This is a genomic window from Dyella sp. ASV21 (assembly GCF_016428975.1).
In the GTDB taxonomy this organism is placed as follows: domain Bacteria; phylum Pseudomonadota; class Gammaproteobacteria; order Xanthomonadales; family Rhodanobacteraceae; genus Dyella.
Map to the genome: position 1 here is coordinate 1 of NZ_JAELTT010000010.1, position 15,405 is coordinate 15,405.

Consider the following 15,405-nt stretch of genomic DNA (forward strand, 5'->3'; position numbering starts at 1 on the left):
GCGCGGTCGTTGCTCAGCGTGCATCACAACGAGACCTGGGGCGGCGAGAAGTTCTTTACCGTGCTGTCACGCATGATGATGGACCCAAAGAAGTATCGCGACGTGCTGGAGTTCAAGTACGTATGCCTTTGCCTTGGCTTCAAGGGCAAGTACGGCATGCAACACGGCCAGAACGAATCCATTCAAGCGCTCATCACCAAGCTGCATGGCATGCTTCGGGAGATGCGTGGGGAAACGCCGGAGCAATTGACCGATGCACACGCCAACATCGCGTCACGGCGCTACAGCATTGGCCGCCAATGGCCATGGTGGACTCCTTGGGCAGCCGCCCTGCTCACGCTATCCGTGGTGTACGTTCTCTACGCGTCCAACCTGCACAACACCACCGACGAAGTCCTTCGCTCGCTGGACACGATTCTCAAGCGCTGACCGCGCTAATCCCGCATGTGCCGCGCGATTGCGCATGTAGACACCGGGCCGTGGGCTCTCGAGGGGGCTCACGGTTGCGCCGCGCGGATATCAGGGCGGCTCGCCGTTCGGCGAGTCGTCCCCGCCCGCATTGATACCTTATGGCGAAACGTTGATCGCAGCGCGCGCCGGGCTTGATCCGGCGGTCTTGCCACGGCCCGCAAGTGCATGGGCCACGGCGCACCCCGCCAGGCCGCCAGCGATTTGCGCCAGAACGAAGGCGAGCACATGGTGGGGATGGATGCCGGCGAAGGTCTGGGTCAGGGAGCGCGCCAAGGTCACCGCGGGATTGGCGAACGACGTGCTTGCGGTGAACCAGTACGCGGAAAAGATGTAAGCAGCCACCAAGGCCGGGATCGCATGCGGGCGATGGACACGCCCCAGCAGGATCGTAAGCAGCAGGCCGAAAGTGGCCACCCCTTCGCTGATCCAGAGGGGAACGCCCGTCCTCCCATGCGTACCCCATTGGACCGGCGATACGCCGAACATGACGTGGGCAAGCATGACCCCGGCGATGGCCCCCACGCACTGCACGACCATATAGGCCAGCGCTTCCATCAAGGTCATTTCTCGCCGCAGATATATCGCCAGCGTCACGACGGGGTTGAAGTGCGCCCCCGATAGCGGCCCCAGCAGCACGATGAGAACGTAGAGCACCGCGGCTGTAGCCGACGCATTGGCGAGCAGGATGATGGCGTTGTTGCCTGCGGCGAGCGACGCTCCCATGATGCCGGAGCCGACCACGGCGGTAAGCAACAGAGCGGTACCGAGGAACTCTGCCGTTAGCTTGCGCCACAAGCTCACGCGAGCCTGCTCAACAGGTCGCGAACGCGAGCGGCAATGTCATCGCGGACGGCGCGATAGTGGTCGTCGTCCATGTGCTTGGGATCGGGCAACGCCCAATCTTCGCGACGTTTCGCGGGCACGCACGGGCATGCATCGCCGCAGCCCATGGTAACGACCGCATCGAACTCGCCATGCATCGCATCGAGCGACTTGGACGTATGTCGTGCAAGGTCATAGCCGACTTCCGCCATGAACCTTATCGCCTTCGGATTGATCGTCCCCGATGGCCGCGAGCCGGCGCTGAACGCTTCCACGGCCTTGCCGCCGTATAGGTGCGCAAAGGCTTCCGCCATCTGGCTTCGGTTGGCGTTCTCGACACAGACAAACAGCACGCGCTTCATGGCGATGGCGCCTTGCGGGATTTTCTCCTGGGAGAAACGCATGCGCTGACCGGAGCGCACGCCACTGCCGCGGACGTGCCCGCACAACAGTTCTCCGTGAGGAAACCGAGCAACGCGTTCATCTGCTCATAGTTCGCCCGGCATTGAATAACCCTGCCCTGGCGTTCATCACTCACCATGCCCGCCCGCCGAAGAATGTGCAGATGATTGGTAAGCGTCGCCCCCGGCAAGCCGGTGGCGTCTGCCAACTCCCCTACCGCCATGCCCTCGTCGCCCGCCTGCACCAACAGGCGATAGAGGTTCAAGCGATGTTCCTGGGCCAGCGCGTTCAAGCAGGCCAGCGCATCGATGGATTTCATATTTCTAGATTTATCGAAATACTTCCTGACGTCAAGCGCCGTCGCGACAACGGGTAGCACCGGCTCGGACCGACGGCCTTATCGGCGTCCAATCGCACCCATGACCTCGGTGCTAAACGCCAATCAACTGCACGCCAACGCCAGTGGGGTGCTCATGCGCGCAAAACCCACTGCCCGCGAGCACCAGTCTGCCCGGGTAACGCCGACAGTATCACTGGGAACTAGGCGATCTTGGAAATGCGGCACCTTAAACCCGCGGCTCAGGGTCAGCTTGAGGCTGCTGCAAATCAGCAGATCAAGAATCGCACGAAGATCCAGGATTTATCTCGTTGCCCTCCCGCATGTGCCGATGTGATCGTCGGCATTTCATCAGGAACGCAGCGCAATGACATGCGGCAACACCAATTGCGTCCCATGCCGTCGAAAGAAGGCGCTTGCGGAGGAAGCGGCGCGGCCTAAGCCACCACCGTCGCTTTACGATCCGAATCTCTATTACGCAAAACTTCGCCTAGTTTGCGAGGCGGACGGCAGCGCGGTCGTAAACGTCAATTATGCAGCGTTGCTGGATGACGGTTCGCGCTTGTGTGGAACGACAGACGCGGATGGGCTGACAGAACTCTTCTGCACGACAGGACCGCAGCGCGTTCTCCGGCTTACCTTGACTTCGCAGGCAAGCGGTCCTGCATGTTGTGGTGTTCCAATGGGGGCAGTGGATAGCGAACGTGTCTATATTGGTGGGGGTATCCCCTTTGCCACTACAGTGCGAGCCACGACGACGTTGCCGATAACGCCTGTCCCGGTGCCACAAGGATCTGATCGTGGCTTGACGGCCGGCGAAGAAGCCATGGCACGAACCGTATTTGGTGACGGCGTGGACTATAAAAGCATCCGTATTAATCATCATGGCTATGGCGTGCTCCTTGGCTTCCAGAAGCAAGATACCGCCATGACGCCAAACGGAAGCATGTATATGCCGCATCCGATCTATCGGGATGACTACTCACAAGGGGATGATGCAGATAAGAGACTATTCATGCACGAAATGGTGCATGTGTGGCAGTGGCAAATGGGCTATCCGGTGAAAAGAAAGGGGCTAACGGTAACCATTCGTGGGGACTCCGCATACGCCTACACGCTAACGCCAACCAGCCAATTATGTGATTTCAACATGGAGCAACAGGGAAACTTGATGTCCGATTACTACATGATCTGCATATATGGTCATCCGCATGGCGCTTATAACCCGGGGATGCACCCCGTTTGGCTACGCCGCGTCATGTTGCCCTTCGAGAATCCAAGAGACCCTGAACATCTACCCCATAAAAGCCGATGAGACTCAGTGCTTCTTTGCCCCTCATCGTGACGCTGTGTGCATCGGGCGTGGCTCTTGCGCAAGATGCGCCGATAGGGCTACCAACGCTCATCATTAAAGACGTGAAGGGACTGCCCGCAGCATGCTTGCCATCAGGGGAAGCTCCGGTGGAAATGCAGGGCGTGGGAGTAGGAACGCTGGAAGGAGACTGGCCGTCCAAGGAATGGGCCATTGTGCTGCAAGACCACGCAAAGCCCATTGTGTTGAAGGCGGGGGAGTGTGTGACGTATCGGCAAACGTTACCGGGCTACAAGCAGGTGGGCGCAGACCAGCCACTTGAAGTTGGGGAAACTTACGCTTTTAGTATTGTACGTACCAACAGCTCTCTCCATTGGACCGATCGTCTGCATCTTGGTGTCTTCTGCATCGACCAACAGCCCGGTGGTTCGCGTCGCTATTTGCCCTACGTCCAACACGACGATGGCAGCGCAGCCTATCCGTCGTGCGGTCGCTACATTGGGTGGAAGCCGGCCGCAGATGGAATCGTGCCATCGGGCTATCCTTCGACTACCCGGCAACCGGACGACTAACGGTGGCCCGCATCCCATCCATGGGCGAAACGCGTTGTGCGCGCCATGTTCGACGCTTGCGGGCTGTTCACAGAAGAAGGGCAGCCATTGCCCGGCATGGTGAAGTAGATCTCCCGCGAGCGGAAAAGCTCAAGGTCGGACGCCACGCTGTAACGACTCTGCTGCGCCCGGGGTCGGGGTTTGGCTCTGATGCACCAGAGCATTGCCCAATGTCGGAAATGATGAAACGCAGCCCGTTCGCTGCAAGGCCCTGTCGCCTGACCCGCATGTGGGCTGAGGCCAGCGTCAAGTGTGCAAGCTGGCGCTCGTGTGCAGTTTGCTTGGTTTCACTGTGCAATTCGCTGGTGTTTTGCATCCGGCCTGGACGTCGAACTTCCACACCGCCCACGGGTCACTTCAAGCGGTCGGCCTCAAGCGACCACTTTCGATCGTCGTCCTTGGTCAACAGGGTAGGAGGCTGTTGGGAACGCGCGCGGCGTACTTACGGCTCCGGAAATTGGATCACTACATCGTTGAGCGGCATTTGCGCCCGGCGTGGATCGGCCGTGGTCGCCTTCCACGGCTCACCTTGCCCAAACAACTGAGCTTCGGACTCCGCCCCCAGAAAAACGAAGCGATCGAATACGTAAGGGACACCCTCCGAACCTTCGAACGTCGTCGCGTTGGATAGCTGAAAATGCAGATGCGGCGCCGCGGAGTTTCCCGACTGGCCCAGCTTGGCCAATGTATCGCCGCGATGCACATGGTCACCCGGCTTTACCTTGAGGCTTCCGCGTTGCAAGTGGGCATAACTGGCGAACACACCGGGCGAGACCTCCAGCACGACGTAGTTGCCGAACAGCCCATTCGTGGTCAGTGATGCCGGCTCAGGCTGGGGGCTCAGCGGGGGATGCTCTTGCTCTCCGTCCCGCGCGCTGCGTACGACGCCATCCGCCACGGCGAGAACATCCGTACCGTAGCCGATCCAATCAGCGTAAACAGATTTCTGGATATCCTTCACACCCGCTCGCATTACGTGACCGGCGGCATCGAGGCCAACGAGGTCCAAGGCATAGCGTTGCGGGATGGTGAGTTGCCCGTTCACTGCCACCAGACTGCCCCAGTGATGGGACTGCGCGGCTCCCGGTCCTTCGTGTGCCAGCCAGCGGCCCCCACGCAAGGGGGCGCCGATGACCAGGACGCGCGCATCGCTCACCTGCACCGGAGCGCCATCAAGCATGGTCACCGTCCGCTTGGATGTCTCCAGGGGCATGCGATGGCGCAGCACGTGCGGTGGCTTCGATCCCTCAGGCAAGGTAATCCACACGAGGAAGACGGTCCGCTTGCCGGGAGGAATCGACACCGGCTTTTGCTCGGTGCCGGTCGGCTTGGCCATTTGCGAGAGTGCCTTCGCGTCCATGACCAGAAGCGGCGTTTTCGCGTCGTCCGCAAACACACTCAGGCTCAAGGGCTTCAGCGGTCCGCTGTCACCGTAGTAGTTGGTGACATGCAGCTCATACGCCAGATGCGTCAAACCATCGCTACCCACGAAGGGGCTGGGTGCGAACGGTACGCGGGCCTCCACCGGCGCCAGTGCGTCCTGCGCACGCGCGATGGGCCACCAGCACGACAGCGCAACAAGAATCACCAGGCCTGCGTGACGCATCATTCGACCACACTCCCTTGCACGTAGGTTATGTATGCGATGCCGCCGATTCACGCGCGCTCGCCCCGTCGCACCGAGCATACAGGGCTATGCGTGCCTATCCCCAAGTGGGGCTGGCGAATGCGCCATCGGGCCATGCAACATGCCAGCGGTTTGCGTGGTCGCCGGTGCATTGCATCGATCGATGGAGCTTGCGGAGATAGCAGGCGCTATCGCAGGCCTGTCCCTCGGCGGTCTGGAAACCCCACGTGGGTGGCGTTATGCTGTGCGATGCTGCTTTGCAGCATCCCCATCGATCCACGTCGCGAGTCCCCATGCCTGCCGCCATCCCCGCATTCGATACGGGAAATGCTCCCGTCCGCGCTCCGCATGTCGGGCTGGTGATCCTTGCGCTTGCCGTGGGCGGCTTTGCCATTGGCACGACCGAGTTCGCGACGATGAGCATGCTGCCCTTGTTTGCCCAGGGGCTGGGTATCGACGCACCCACCGCAGGTCACGCCATCAGCGCCTATGCGCTGGGCGTGGTGGTGGGCGCACCGGTAATCACCGTACTGGGCGCGCGCCTGCCACGGCGCCGGTTGCTGCTGATGCTGATGGCGATGTTTACCGTATTCAACGGGCTCACCGGTTTGTCGCCGAGCTATCACTGGATGCTGCTGTTCCGCTTTTTGAGCGGGTTGCCGCATGGCGCTTACTTTGGTGTGGGCGCCTTGGTCGCCAGTTCGCTGGTGCCCCCTAACCGACGCGCACGCGCGGTGGGCCAGATGTTCCTCGGGCTCACCTGCGCCACCGTTGTCGGCGTGCCACTGGCGAGCTGGCTGGGCCAGGCGGTGGGTTGGCGCTGGAGTTTCGCGTTGGTCGCCATGCTTGGGGTGGTGACCATGAGCGCGGTGTTCGCCTTTGCGCCCAATACCCCAGCGGACCCGCAGGCGAGCCCGCTGCGAGAGCTTGGAGCGTTGAAGCGCTCGCAGGTATGGCTCACGCTGGGCATGGGCGCCATTGGCTTCGGCGGCATGTTTGCGGTGTACACCTATCTTGCCGACGTCATGTTGCGAGTGACCCACCTGTCGCTGGATGCGTTGCCGTGGGTGATGGGCGTATTCGGTGTCGGCATGACGCTGGGTAACATGATCGTGCCGGTGTTCGCCGATCGCGCGCTCATGCGCACGGCCGGTGGCTTGCTGCTATGGAGCATGGTGACACTCGCCGTCTTTCCGTTCACCGCGGGCAATGTGTGGACGCTCAGTGCCACGGTTTTCCTGATTGGCATCGGCGGCGCCCTGGGTACGGTGTTGCAGACACGGCTGATGGATGTGGCCGGCGACGCACAAAGCCTCGCCGCCTCCCTCAATCACTCGGCATTCAATGCCGCCAACGCATTAGGCCCCTTCCTTGGCGGCCTCGCCATCGCGCGGGGCTATGGCTGGACGTCGCCCGGCTGGGTGGGCAGCGGCCTTGCGCTGGGCGGACTACTGCTATGGCTGGTGTCGATGGCAATGGACCGGCGCGGCACGACCATGGCGACGGCCGAAGCTTGCTGAGCCCCTGCGCGGCATCCGCAACCGGTATCCGGCGCACTCCCTCGCAGCGCCCGTGGCGTGAGCATGCGTTTCCCTAGCGGCGCCGTGGCCTCGTCCCATGGCCGCCGCGTGGTATCCAGCGCGTATGGCGAGCCCCGACATGGCCGCTGGCGCGTTGAAGCGATCGCGGGCTCAGAGAAGCCTGCCGCACCGGCCCCGCCCCTGCGTCGATAGTCCTCGAGGGCGCAGATCTATCGGCATCCGCGATAGCGGTGGGCCAGCGCACCCGGCAACGACATCAGTGATTGTCACGGGTGGCTGCATTGTTCTCGTGTGACGACAGCAAGCCCCTGGAGTTCGCCACGGGAAACGCTGGCAACGTCACCGCCAACATCGGCGAGTAAAGTTCCGATCGTCGAGGCGAACGTCGTTTGGACGTCCATACCGCGCCATGCCTTATGGCACAAGGCTTATAACCCCGCGTTGTATGCAGATGATAAATGCTCATCTGCCAAAGCCTTTAAATCGTTCTAAAGCCGCGCTTCCATAGGCGCCGTGCTCGCCGCCGACGCTACGACGTACGGCAAGCCTGCGAGCCGCCGGGCGTCCCCGATCCCGGCGGAGGGGTTTCCTCCCATTACCAGATCGTCGCCAGCGCGAGACCCTCCTGACTCGCGTGACGCGCATGGATGCGCCGGGCGACACCTTGCGTTGCGACTTATCAGAGAGATCACCACTTGAATCGTCCTACTGCGTCCTACCTACGCGCCAGCACCCTCGCCCTGGCCACCATGCTGGCCCTGGGCAGCTTGCCGGCGTTTGCCCAGTCCACCACCGGCAGCATCTTCGGCCAGGTCGCTGCCAACAGCGGCGATAGCGTGCTGATCAAGAGCACCACCGGCCTCAGTCGCACCGTATCGGTGGATGGCCGTGGCCGTTACAACGCGTCCGAGTTACCTCTGGGTACCTATACGGTGTCGCTGCTGCGCGGCGGCGATGTGGTCGATAGCCGCAATGACATCACGCTGCGCGTGGGCGCCGGTACCGAGGTGTCGTTCGAGGCCGCCAGGAGCCTCGGCGCGGTGAACGTATCGGCCAACACGACACCGCCCATCGATGTCACCACGGTGGACTCGCGCACCGTCATCACCGCGCAGGAACTGGCGCGCCTGCCGCTGGCCCGTTCGGCCGAAGCCATCGCCCAGCTGGCCCCGGGCGTAGCCAACAACAGCGGCGGCTACACCAGCCCCACCGGCCAGTCGCTGGTGAGTTTCGGAGGTTCGGCGGCGAGCGAGAACGCGTATTACATCAACGGTTTCAACACCACCGAACCGCAGCGCGGGCTGGGCGGCCTCACCCTGCCCTACGGCGCCATCGAGCAACAGGAGATCTACACCGGAGGCTATAGCGCGCAGTACGGTCGCTCGGATGGCGGCGTAATCAACATGGTCGGCAAACGCGGCACCAATGAATGGCACTTTGGCGGCCAGGTATTGTGGGAACCGGAGTTCGCGCGCGCCGATGCCACCAATACCTACTACACCAACGGCCTGCCCGCCTCGCCCATCGCCGGCAACCTATACGACCCCAACAGCAGGAACCGCCAGTGGTCCACCACGTATGACGCCTACGTGGGCGGCCCGCTGGTGAAGGACAAACTGTTCGTGTTCCTGGCGGCGGAAGCCCAGCGCCAGGATGGCAACACCGTGAATGAGGTGTCCAACGCCAAGCCCTATGTGAACTACCACTACTCCTTGCCCAAGTGGTACGCCAAGCTCGACTGGAACATTACCGACAGCAACATCCTGGAAGTCACCGGCGCCTCCAACAAGCGCGAGACCTCCGGCAATATCTATAACTACGACTACACCAACCTGTCGCAGGGCAGCTTCATCAACCAGAACGACCGCACCAAGACCGGCGGCGATCTGTACACGGCCAAGTTCACCAGCTACGTAACCGATAGCCTCACGTTCACCGCCACCTACGGCAAGATGAACACGGTGAACTACGACGTGCCGGGCAACTACGACGGCAGCCTGACCTACCTGGCCGATGTGCCGAACCAGAACCCGGCACTGAACGGCGGCAACCCGGTGGGCAACAGTCAGGTCACCTCCTCGCTGTACAACCCCAACCGCAAGAACACCACGAACAACCTGCGCCTGGATCTCAGCTACCAGTTGGGGTCGCACACGCTGTCGGCGGGTATCGACAACCAGAACTCGCGCGCCATCGATCAGGGCAGCCAGACATCCGGCCCGGGTTACTACTGGGATTACGAATACACCACCACTCCCAACGTGGCGCTCATCCCCAACCTGGGCGTGGGTGCGCCGGCCAATTATCCGGGCGGTGGCTCGGGGTATTACGCGATCCAGTACGTCAACAGCTCGATCGCCAGCGTGCGTTCGGCGCAGCGCGCGCAGTACATCGAAGACAAGTGGCAGGTCAGCGACCGCTGGCTGCTGTCGCTGGGTCTGCGCAACGATCAGTTCACCGACTATAACGCCGATGGTCAGGCCTATATCCGTCAACGCAGCGCGCAGTGGGCGCCGCGCCTGGGCTTCAGCTGGGACGTGAATGGCGATGCCAGCTTCAAGGTGTACGGCAATGCAGGCCGCTACTACCTGGGCCTGCCCCTCAATCCGGCCTTGAATGCGGCCGGCGCCTATGTGGCGACCCAGCAGTACTTCACCTATACCGGCATCGCGGCCGATGGCACGCCCACCGGCCTCACGGCGTTCTCCCAACCGGTATCGCCGAACAACACCTACGGCGTACTGCCTGATCCCAAGACGGTGACGGCGCAGAACATCAAACCGGAATATCAGGACGAGTTCATCCTGGGCTTCACCAAGTCCATCGACGACCAGTGGGTTTACGGCGCCAAGCTCACGCAGCGCATCCTGCGCAACGGCATCGATGATTATTGCGATGTGCCGGCTATCGAGAACAAGGCCGCCGCGCTGGGTTACAACGTCAGCGCCACCAATAGCTGCTACCTGATCAACCCGGGCCGCGCCAATACCTTTACCGTGGTGGATACCAGCGGCGCCTATCGCAGCGTCACGCTGACCAACAACGAGATGGGCTTCCCGCCGCTCAAGCGCAAGTACTATGCGCTGGAGACCTTCCTGGAGCATCCGTTCGATGGCCATTGGTACGGCAAGATCGATTACGTATTCTCGCGCAGCTACGGCGATACGGAAGGCCAGCTGCGCTCGGATATTCGCCAGACGGCGGCATCCACCAGCATCGACTGGGATTTCCCCGCGCTGATGTCCTACAGCAATGGCGCACAGAGCAACGACCACACGCACCAGATCAAGTTGTTTGGCTATTACCAGTTCACGCCCGAGTGGCTGGTCAGTGGCAATGTGTCACTGGTTTCGGGCAACCCGCGCAACTGCCTGGGCTACTACGGCCCGGGCCAGACCGACCCGGATGGCTACGGCAGTTACTACCACTGGTGCGGCGGCCAGCCGTCGCCCCCGGGCACGCACCGCCTGCCGTGGAACAAGCAGGTGGACGTGGGCGCCACCTATCGCCCGGCCTTTGCGGATCACAAGCTGGGCCTGTCGTTGAACGTGTTCAATCTGTTCAACTCCCAGGCCATTCTCAATGCGTACCCGTTCTACCAGATTTCCCCGGGTACGCCTGACCCGCTGTATGGATCGGCGGTGGTACGCCAGCAACCGCGCTACATCCGACTGAGTGCGACCTACGATTACTGACGTCTACAGGACCGGCGGACCCCTCGCCGCTTGTCCACGGAGGGATGGCACGCGTGGCCATCCCTCCGCTCTCTCACGTGAGCCGTGCCACATCGGCTCCATGGCAAAGGCACCATCACCATGCATATCCCGGCCCCGACCCGCCGCCTTGCTCTCGCGCTTTCCCTGGCGCTGCTGTCGCCCGTGCTCGCCCATGCCGCCGATGAGCACGAACCCACCACCATTGCCGATGCACTGAAGGCATCCGCCCAACAACACCGCCCCGTGCTGGTCGATTTCCAGGCGGGGTGGTGCTACTCGTGCTACTACATGGCCAGCCACGTATTGACCGGGCCCGAATGGGAGTCGGTGAAGCGCAAGGCCATCGTGGTGGAAGCGGACGCCGATTCGCCCGAAGCACAGACCTGGATGAAGAAGCTCAACGCATCCTTCCTGCCCAGTTACGTCGTACTGGACGCCAACGGCAACGAGCTGGGTCGCATCGCCGCGGAGCAGCCGCGCGACAAGTTCTATCCCCGCATCAACGCCATTCTCGCGCACGGCGACACGCTGGAAGCATTCGAGCGTCGCGCACAGAAAGGCTCGCTGGATGACATCGCCAACGCCCTGGAGGCCTACCAGGCGCGCAACGATGGCGAGGCAGGCCTGAGCTGGTTCGCTACGTTGCCGGCCAATACGCAACAAACCGCGCGCACCCATGCCCGTGTGGCATTGGCGCTGGATCAACTGGCGCTCGCCAAGGCGCAGGCCGCCAACGACAACCCGGCCGTGGTGCGCACCGCGCAGAAGGTATTGGCGCAGGACATCGGCTGCCTGCGTCCGTATGTGGTGGATAGTCTGCTTGAAGCCAGCGAGAAGTTGCCTAGCGCCGAGCGCAAGGCGTTGCTCGCTCCGCAACGTGCAGCGCTCACTACCTACGTGGACAGCCAGGTACTGGTGGCTAACCCCGCGTGCGCCGACCAACGCAGCGCCGTGATCGCCAGCGCCGACCTGGCCAGGGCATTGGGCGATACCGCGGCCGAGAACGCGGTGCTCGATCGCGCCATCCAGCTCACGCACCAGCGCCTTGGCAACAACCTCGCCTCCGACCGCAACCTGGCGGACAACCTGCGCGTCTACCTGATACGCGCCGGACGCAAGGACGAGCTGGATGCCTATCAGCGTAAGTTGATCGCGGCCTATCCCAACGACTATGTCTACGCCTACCGCTACGGCCGCAGCCTGGTGGAAGCCGGCAAGGCCGCCGATGCGTTGCCGTACCTTAGTAAGGCGGCGGACAAGGCCTATGGCGCCAATCGCCTGTCGGTGGCGTTGCAACAAGTGCGCGCGCTCAAGGCCTTGCATCGCACCGCCGATGCCAAGCAATTGGTCACCGATGTGCTCGACGCCAACGGCCCGTGGTTTCCCAAACAAGCCGCCGCTTTGAGTGCCGAGTTGAAATCCTGAGCGATAAGGCCCAACCCGGCGCTACGGACTGGTGTCCACGTTCACCGATGCGGTGGATTGCCACGGCCAGGATGGCGCTGGGCTTGTCGCGGACGCATCCAGCAACGCGCCGTAAGCCTGCTTCCAGCGCAAGACAATGGCCGATGCGGAAAAAAACAAAGCCGCCATTCGCGTGATTTGAATGGCGGCCTTGGTGACTGCACACGCAGTGCGAGGCGATCAGCGACCGTCGCGTACGTCGCCGATGGCGTGCTCCACGGCGTGCGATGCCTGGTCGACATGCATCAGCGCACGCTCCTTCAAGCCGCGCACCATGGGATCGTCTTCCTCACGATCCACGTCGTGGTGCACCTTGTGAAGCAGCTCCAGCGCCTTGTGCAAACGGCCCGGATGATCGAGCGATGCATCGATCGGCGGATGGTCTTCCAGCGACTTGCCGTCATCGATGGAGGCATGCTTGATTTCGCCGATGGCGCGATCGATTTCGGTAATCGCGACATCTTCCTGGCCGCTCACGGCGGCGTCGCCCGGACGGTGCTCCAGCATCCAGCGCGCGGCGCGCAGATCGGACAAGGCATGCAGGTAGTACGGGTGATGCCCGGGTAGATCGGCGTGCGCCGCAAGCGGCAGCAGCAAGCCAAGACCCGCCGTCAACATCATGCGCTTCAACAGCAATTTCATGCGTCCTCCAAAAGTGATTGCGCTGGTTAAGCGGCGCCGCGTGATCGCGACGCCGTGACTCACCAGATATCGGCTGAGGTTTACGGCAGCCTTTCCTCACGTGCACGCATTCATCTGCGCGTTGGTATCGCGTGACCGGCTCGACCTTGCTGGCCGTCGAGGCGCGTTGCTTTGTCACATCTCCATGTCGGCACCATGGTCAGTGTCGTACTCAGTGCTGCGGCGGCAACGGCAAAGTCAGGTGTTCTTCCGCGCCTTCGCCCGTTGCCACGCCCTGGTCGGTGAGCACCTGCACACGGATCGTTCGGCGCGGTATGGCGAGATGGCCTTCGGTGTTCTCCACCGACACCGTCAGCGTGTCGCCCTGGCGCAGCGCGCGGTACCGCGTCAGGCGATAGTCGCCCTGGCGATAGCCGTAACCGTCGCCCGCATCTTCATACAACTCGCCCTGCGCCTGACCTCGCGCATCCAGCGAAACGAGCAAGGTGAGCGGATCGAGCGAGTTCTCGCCGGTATGCTGTACGACACGCCCCAGCGGCACGATGGCGCCGCCGCGCACCTTGAGCGCGGGTTGCAACGGATCGGCGGCATCACCCTCCACCAGCGAGGCATCGCGCCAGATGCCGGCAGGCAGCGTGCCCTCGCCGGACCAGCGGGGCACCACCAACACATCGCTGCCCAGCAGAAAGGCGCGTTCTTCCCCGCGCAGCCGGCGATCCTTGGGGTCGGCGAAGAACACCGGTCGCATCACCGGCAAGCCATCCAGGGAAGCCTCGCGAAATACGGTGTACAGATACGGCAACAGGCGATAGCGGCGCTCGATGGCGATGCGCGCGGTGTTCTCCACCGACGCGCCGAATGCCCAAGGCTCCTTGTCGTTGGAATCCTTGATGGCGTGACCGCGCGCGAACGGATAAAACGCGCCCACCGCGATCCAGTTGGCCCACAACGCGGGCGTCGCGTCACCACCGAAGCCGCCGATATCCGGACCGCTGAAGGGCTGGCCGGAAAGGCCGAGATTGATCGACATGGGAATGGACCATTTCAGGTACTTCCAGTCCGAGGCGTTATCGCCGGTCCAGGTCGCCGCGTAGCGTTGGCCGCCCATGAAGTTGGCGCGGGTGAGTACAAAGGGACGTAATTGCGGGCGCGCCGCCTGAATGCCTTCGCGCGTGGCGCGCACCATCAGCATGCCGTACACGTTGTGATACTGCAGGTGTGGACCGGGGACGAGATCGCCGCCGCCGCGATGCCGTGCATCCTCCGGCGCGGTATAGCTCGGCACGTTGAATACCGACGGTTCGTTCATGTCGTTCCACACGCCATCGACGCCTTGCGCGATGAAATCCTTGTACAAGGCGGACCACCAGCGGCGAGTCGCCGGCCGGGTGAAGTCCGGAAAGGCCACCATGCCGGGCCACACTTCGCCGTGAAACGTCGCGCCCTTGGCGTTCTGCAACCACACATCCTGCGCGGTGCCGCTGGCATAGACGGGATAGTCCGGGTCTGCCTTCACGCCCGGGTCGATCATCCACACACTGTGGAAACCGCGCGCGTGCAGGTCATCGTTGAGGCGCCTGGGATCGGGGAAGGTCTTGGGATCGAAGGTGAAGACGCGAAAGCCGTCCATATAGTCGATGTCCATCCAGATCGCATCGGCCGGAATCTTGCGCTGGCGAAATTCGTCGGCAATCTGCACGACCCGCGTATCGGGCGTGTACGACCAGCGCGATTGCTGGTAGCCGAGCGCCCAGCGCGGCGGCAACGGCATGGTGCCGGTCAACGTGGCAAGGCCTTGCACCACCGCCTGTGGCGATGGCCGATCGATCACGATCACCGGCATGGCCGGCCCCTGCGAGTCGAATACGATCCGCTTGGCCGTGCACAGCGTGGCGCGCCAGGTGGAATCGAACAACACGCCGAACGCGCTGCCATCCGCGCGTACGCCAAGCACCCACGGATGCGATTGATAGAGACGGCGCCCGTGGTCGCGTTGATAGGCGGGGTTGTCGGTGTTCCACAGGGCCACGCACTGCCCGTTGCGACGCAACGGGCCGGTGACCTCGCCGGTGCCGTAGAGATCGGCATCCGCCGGCACGTCCACGGTGACGATCGTGTGGCCGTTCTTTTGGGTGTAATGCGGCTGGAGACGCCATCCTGCCGGAGCCGGCCCCAACATCGTCGGCGGCTGCGACAGTGCCAGCGACGTGGGGTAGCTCGACATGCCCGATGGCAGGAACGCGACCATGCCATCGCCTATGCGCTCAGCCGTGGGCGCGGACACGGCGGCCCCGTTGGCCCCCGCCACGCCAACCCATGCACTCAGGCACAGCGCAAGCAGGCGCGTTGTGGGGAACTTGCGAATCTCGATCATCGCGATAGCGCTCACGTAAACAGCTCTCCCTTGCCATGCGTTCAAAGGTGCATGACTGCGTATGGCAAAACCATGGCAACCGTGTG

At 62.6% G+C, this 15,405-nt stretch carries 12 protein-coding genes; 5 read left to right on the forward strand and 7 right to left on the reverse strand.

All coding sequences use genetic code 11. The features are described 5' to 3' along the window. On the forward strand, nucleotides 1-429 hold a 429-nt coding region (gene icmH, locus JHD67_RS05345; protein WP_199098073.1), incomplete at its 5' end, for a type IVB secretion system protein IcmH/DotU. A 138-nt stretch (nucleotides 430-567) separates the two neighbouring features. Here icmH and JHD67_RS05350 read toward each other — a convergent pair. Genes JHD67_RS05350 through JHD67_RS05360 form a run of 3 tightly spaced genes read right to left on the reverse strand, consistent with a single transcriptional unit; the run spans nucleotide 568 to nucleotide 2,014 of the window. Then, nucleotides 568-1,272 (reverse strand): MIP/aquaporin family protein, encoded by a 705-nt coding sequence (locus JHD67_RS05350; protein WP_199098075.1) that lies wholly within the window; start codon nucleotides 1,270-1,272, stop codon nucleotides 568-570. After that, entirely contained in the window at nucleotides 1,269-1,655 is a 387-nt protein-coding gene (locus tag JHD67_RS05355; RefSeq protein ID WP_199098077.1) for an arsenate reductase ArsC, read from the reverse strand. The genes JHD67_RS05350 and JHD67_RS05355 overlap by 4 nt, the downstream gene beginning before the upstream one ends. Continuing rightward, entirely contained in the window at nucleotides 1,652-2,014 is a 363-nt protein-coding gene (locus tag JHD67_RS05360) for a metalloregulator ArsR/SmtB family transcription factor (protein ID WP_199098079.1), read from the reverse strand. The genes JHD67_RS05355 and JHD67_RS05360 overlap by 4 nt, the downstream gene beginning before the upstream one ends. 385 nt (nucleotides 2,015-2,399) lie before the next feature. Between JHD67_RS05360 and JHD67_RS05365 the strand changes: the two genes are divergently transcribed. After that, nucleotides 2,400-3,347: a hypothetical protein gene (locus JHD67_RS05365; protein WP_199098081.1), complete on the forward strand. Its 948-nt coding sequence runs from the start codon at nucleotides 2,400-2,402 to the stop codon at nucleotides 3,345-3,347. Nucleotides 3,348-4,397: 1,050 nt separating this feature from the next. Here JHD67_RS05365 and JHD67_RS05370 read toward each other — a convergent pair. Then, nucleotides 4,398-5,564, reverse strand: a complete 1,167-nt coding sequence (locus JHD67_RS05370; protein ID WP_199098083.1) for a M23 family metallopeptidase — start codon at nucleotides 5,562-5,564, stop codon at nucleotides 4,398-4,400. 311 nt (nucleotides 5,565-5,875) lie between these two features. On the opposite strand from JHD67_RS05370, the gene JHD67_RS05375 reads away from it, so the two are divergent. The 3 genes from JHD67_RS05375 to JHD67_RS05385 all read left to right on the forward strand — a co-directional run bounded on the left by JHD67_RS05375 (nucleotide 5,876) and on the right by JHD67_RS05385 (nucleotide 12,264). After that, entirely contained in the window at nucleotides 5,876-7,102 is a 1,227-nt protein-coding gene (locus JHD67_RS05375; RefSeq protein WP_199098085.1) for an MFS transporter, read from the forward strand. A gap of 770 nt (nucleotides 7,103-7,872) precedes the next feature. Further along, the gene (locus JHD67_RS05380; protein WP_199098201.1) at nucleotides 7,873-10,818 is read left to right on the forward strand and encodes a TonB-dependent receptor; all 2,946 of its coding nucleotides are present in this window, start codon (nucleotides 7,873-7,875) and stop codon (nucleotides 10,816-10,818) included. 120 nt (nucleotides 10,819-10,938) lie between these two features. Continuing rightward, nucleotides 10,939-12,264, forward strand: coding sequence for a thioredoxin family protein (locus JHD67_RS05385; RefSeq protein ID WP_199098086.1), 1,326 nt, complete (start codon nucleotides 10,939-10,941; stop codon nucleotides 12,262-12,264). Nucleotides 12,265-12,285: 21 nt separating this feature from the next. On the opposite strand, the gene JHD67_RS05390 is transcribed toward JHD67_RS05385, so the two are convergent. From JHD67_RS05390 to JHD67_RS05400, 3 genes are all read right to left on the reverse strand, one after another. Then, nucleotides 12,286-12,432 carry a hypothetical protein gene (locus JHD67_RS05390; protein ID WP_199098088.1) on the reverse strand — a complete coding sequence of 49 codons (147 nt, stop codon included), beginning with the start codon at nucleotides 12,430-12,432 and terminating at the stop codon, nucleotides 12,286-12,288. A gap of 51 nt (nucleotides 12,433-12,483) precedes the next feature. After that, nucleotides 12,484-12,945 carry a hypothetical protein gene (locus JHD67_RS05395; protein ID WP_199098090.1) on the reverse strand — a complete coding sequence of 154 codons (462 nt, stop codon included), beginning with the start codon at nucleotides 12,943-12,945 and terminating at the stop codon, nucleotides 12,484-12,486. 211 nt (nucleotides 12,946-13,156) lie between these two features. Further along, nucleotides 13,157-15,334 carry a TIM-barrel domain-containing protein gene (locus JHD67_RS05400; protein ID WP_199098092.1) on the reverse strand — a complete coding sequence of 726 codons (2,178 nt, stop codon included), beginning with the start codon at nucleotides 15,332-15,334 and terminating at the stop codon, nucleotides 13,157-13,159. Nucleotides 15,335-15,405 lie beyond the last annotated feature (71 nt).

Excerpts from the sequence above, each read along its gene's own strand:
- JHD67_RS05355 (WP_199098077.1), bottom strand. The coding sequence starts at position 1,655 with ATGAAGCGCGTGCTGTTTGTCTGTGTCGAGAACGCCAACCGAAGCCAG.
- JHD67_RS05360 (WP_199098079.1), bottom strand. The coding sequence starts at position 2,014 with ATGAAATCCATCGATGCGCTGGCCTGCTTGAACGCGCTGGCCCAGGAA.
- JHD67_RS05365 (WP_199098081.1), top strand. The coding sequence starts at position 2,400 with ATGACATGCGGCAACACCAATTGCGTCCCATGCCGTCGAAAGAAGGCG.
- JHD67_RS05370 (WP_199098083.1), bottom strand. The coding sequence starts at position 5,564 with ATGATGCGTCACGCAGGCCTGGTGATTCTTGTTGCGCTGTCGTGCTGG.
- JHD67_RS05375 (WP_199098085.1), top strand. The coding sequence starts at position 5,876 with ATGCCTGCCGCCATCCCCGCATTCGATACGGGAAATGCTCCCGTCCGC.
- JHD67_RS05380 (WP_199098201.1), top strand. The coding sequence starts at position 7,873 with ATGCTGGCCCTGGGCAGCTTGCCGGCGTTTGCCCAGTCCACCACCGGC.
- JHD67_RS05385 (WP_199098086.1), top strand. The coding sequence starts at position 10,939 with ATGCATATCCCGGCCCCGACCCGCCGCCTTGCTCTCGCGCTTTCCCTG.
- JHD67_RS05390 (WP_199098088.1), bottom strand. The coding sequence starts at position 12,432 with ATGGCGGCTTTGTTTTTTTCCGCATCGGCCATTGTCTTGCGCTGGAAG.
- JHD67_RS05395 (WP_199098090.1), bottom strand. The coding sequence starts at position 12,945 with ATGAAATTGCTGTTGAAGCGCATGATGTTGACGGCGGGTCTTGGCTTG.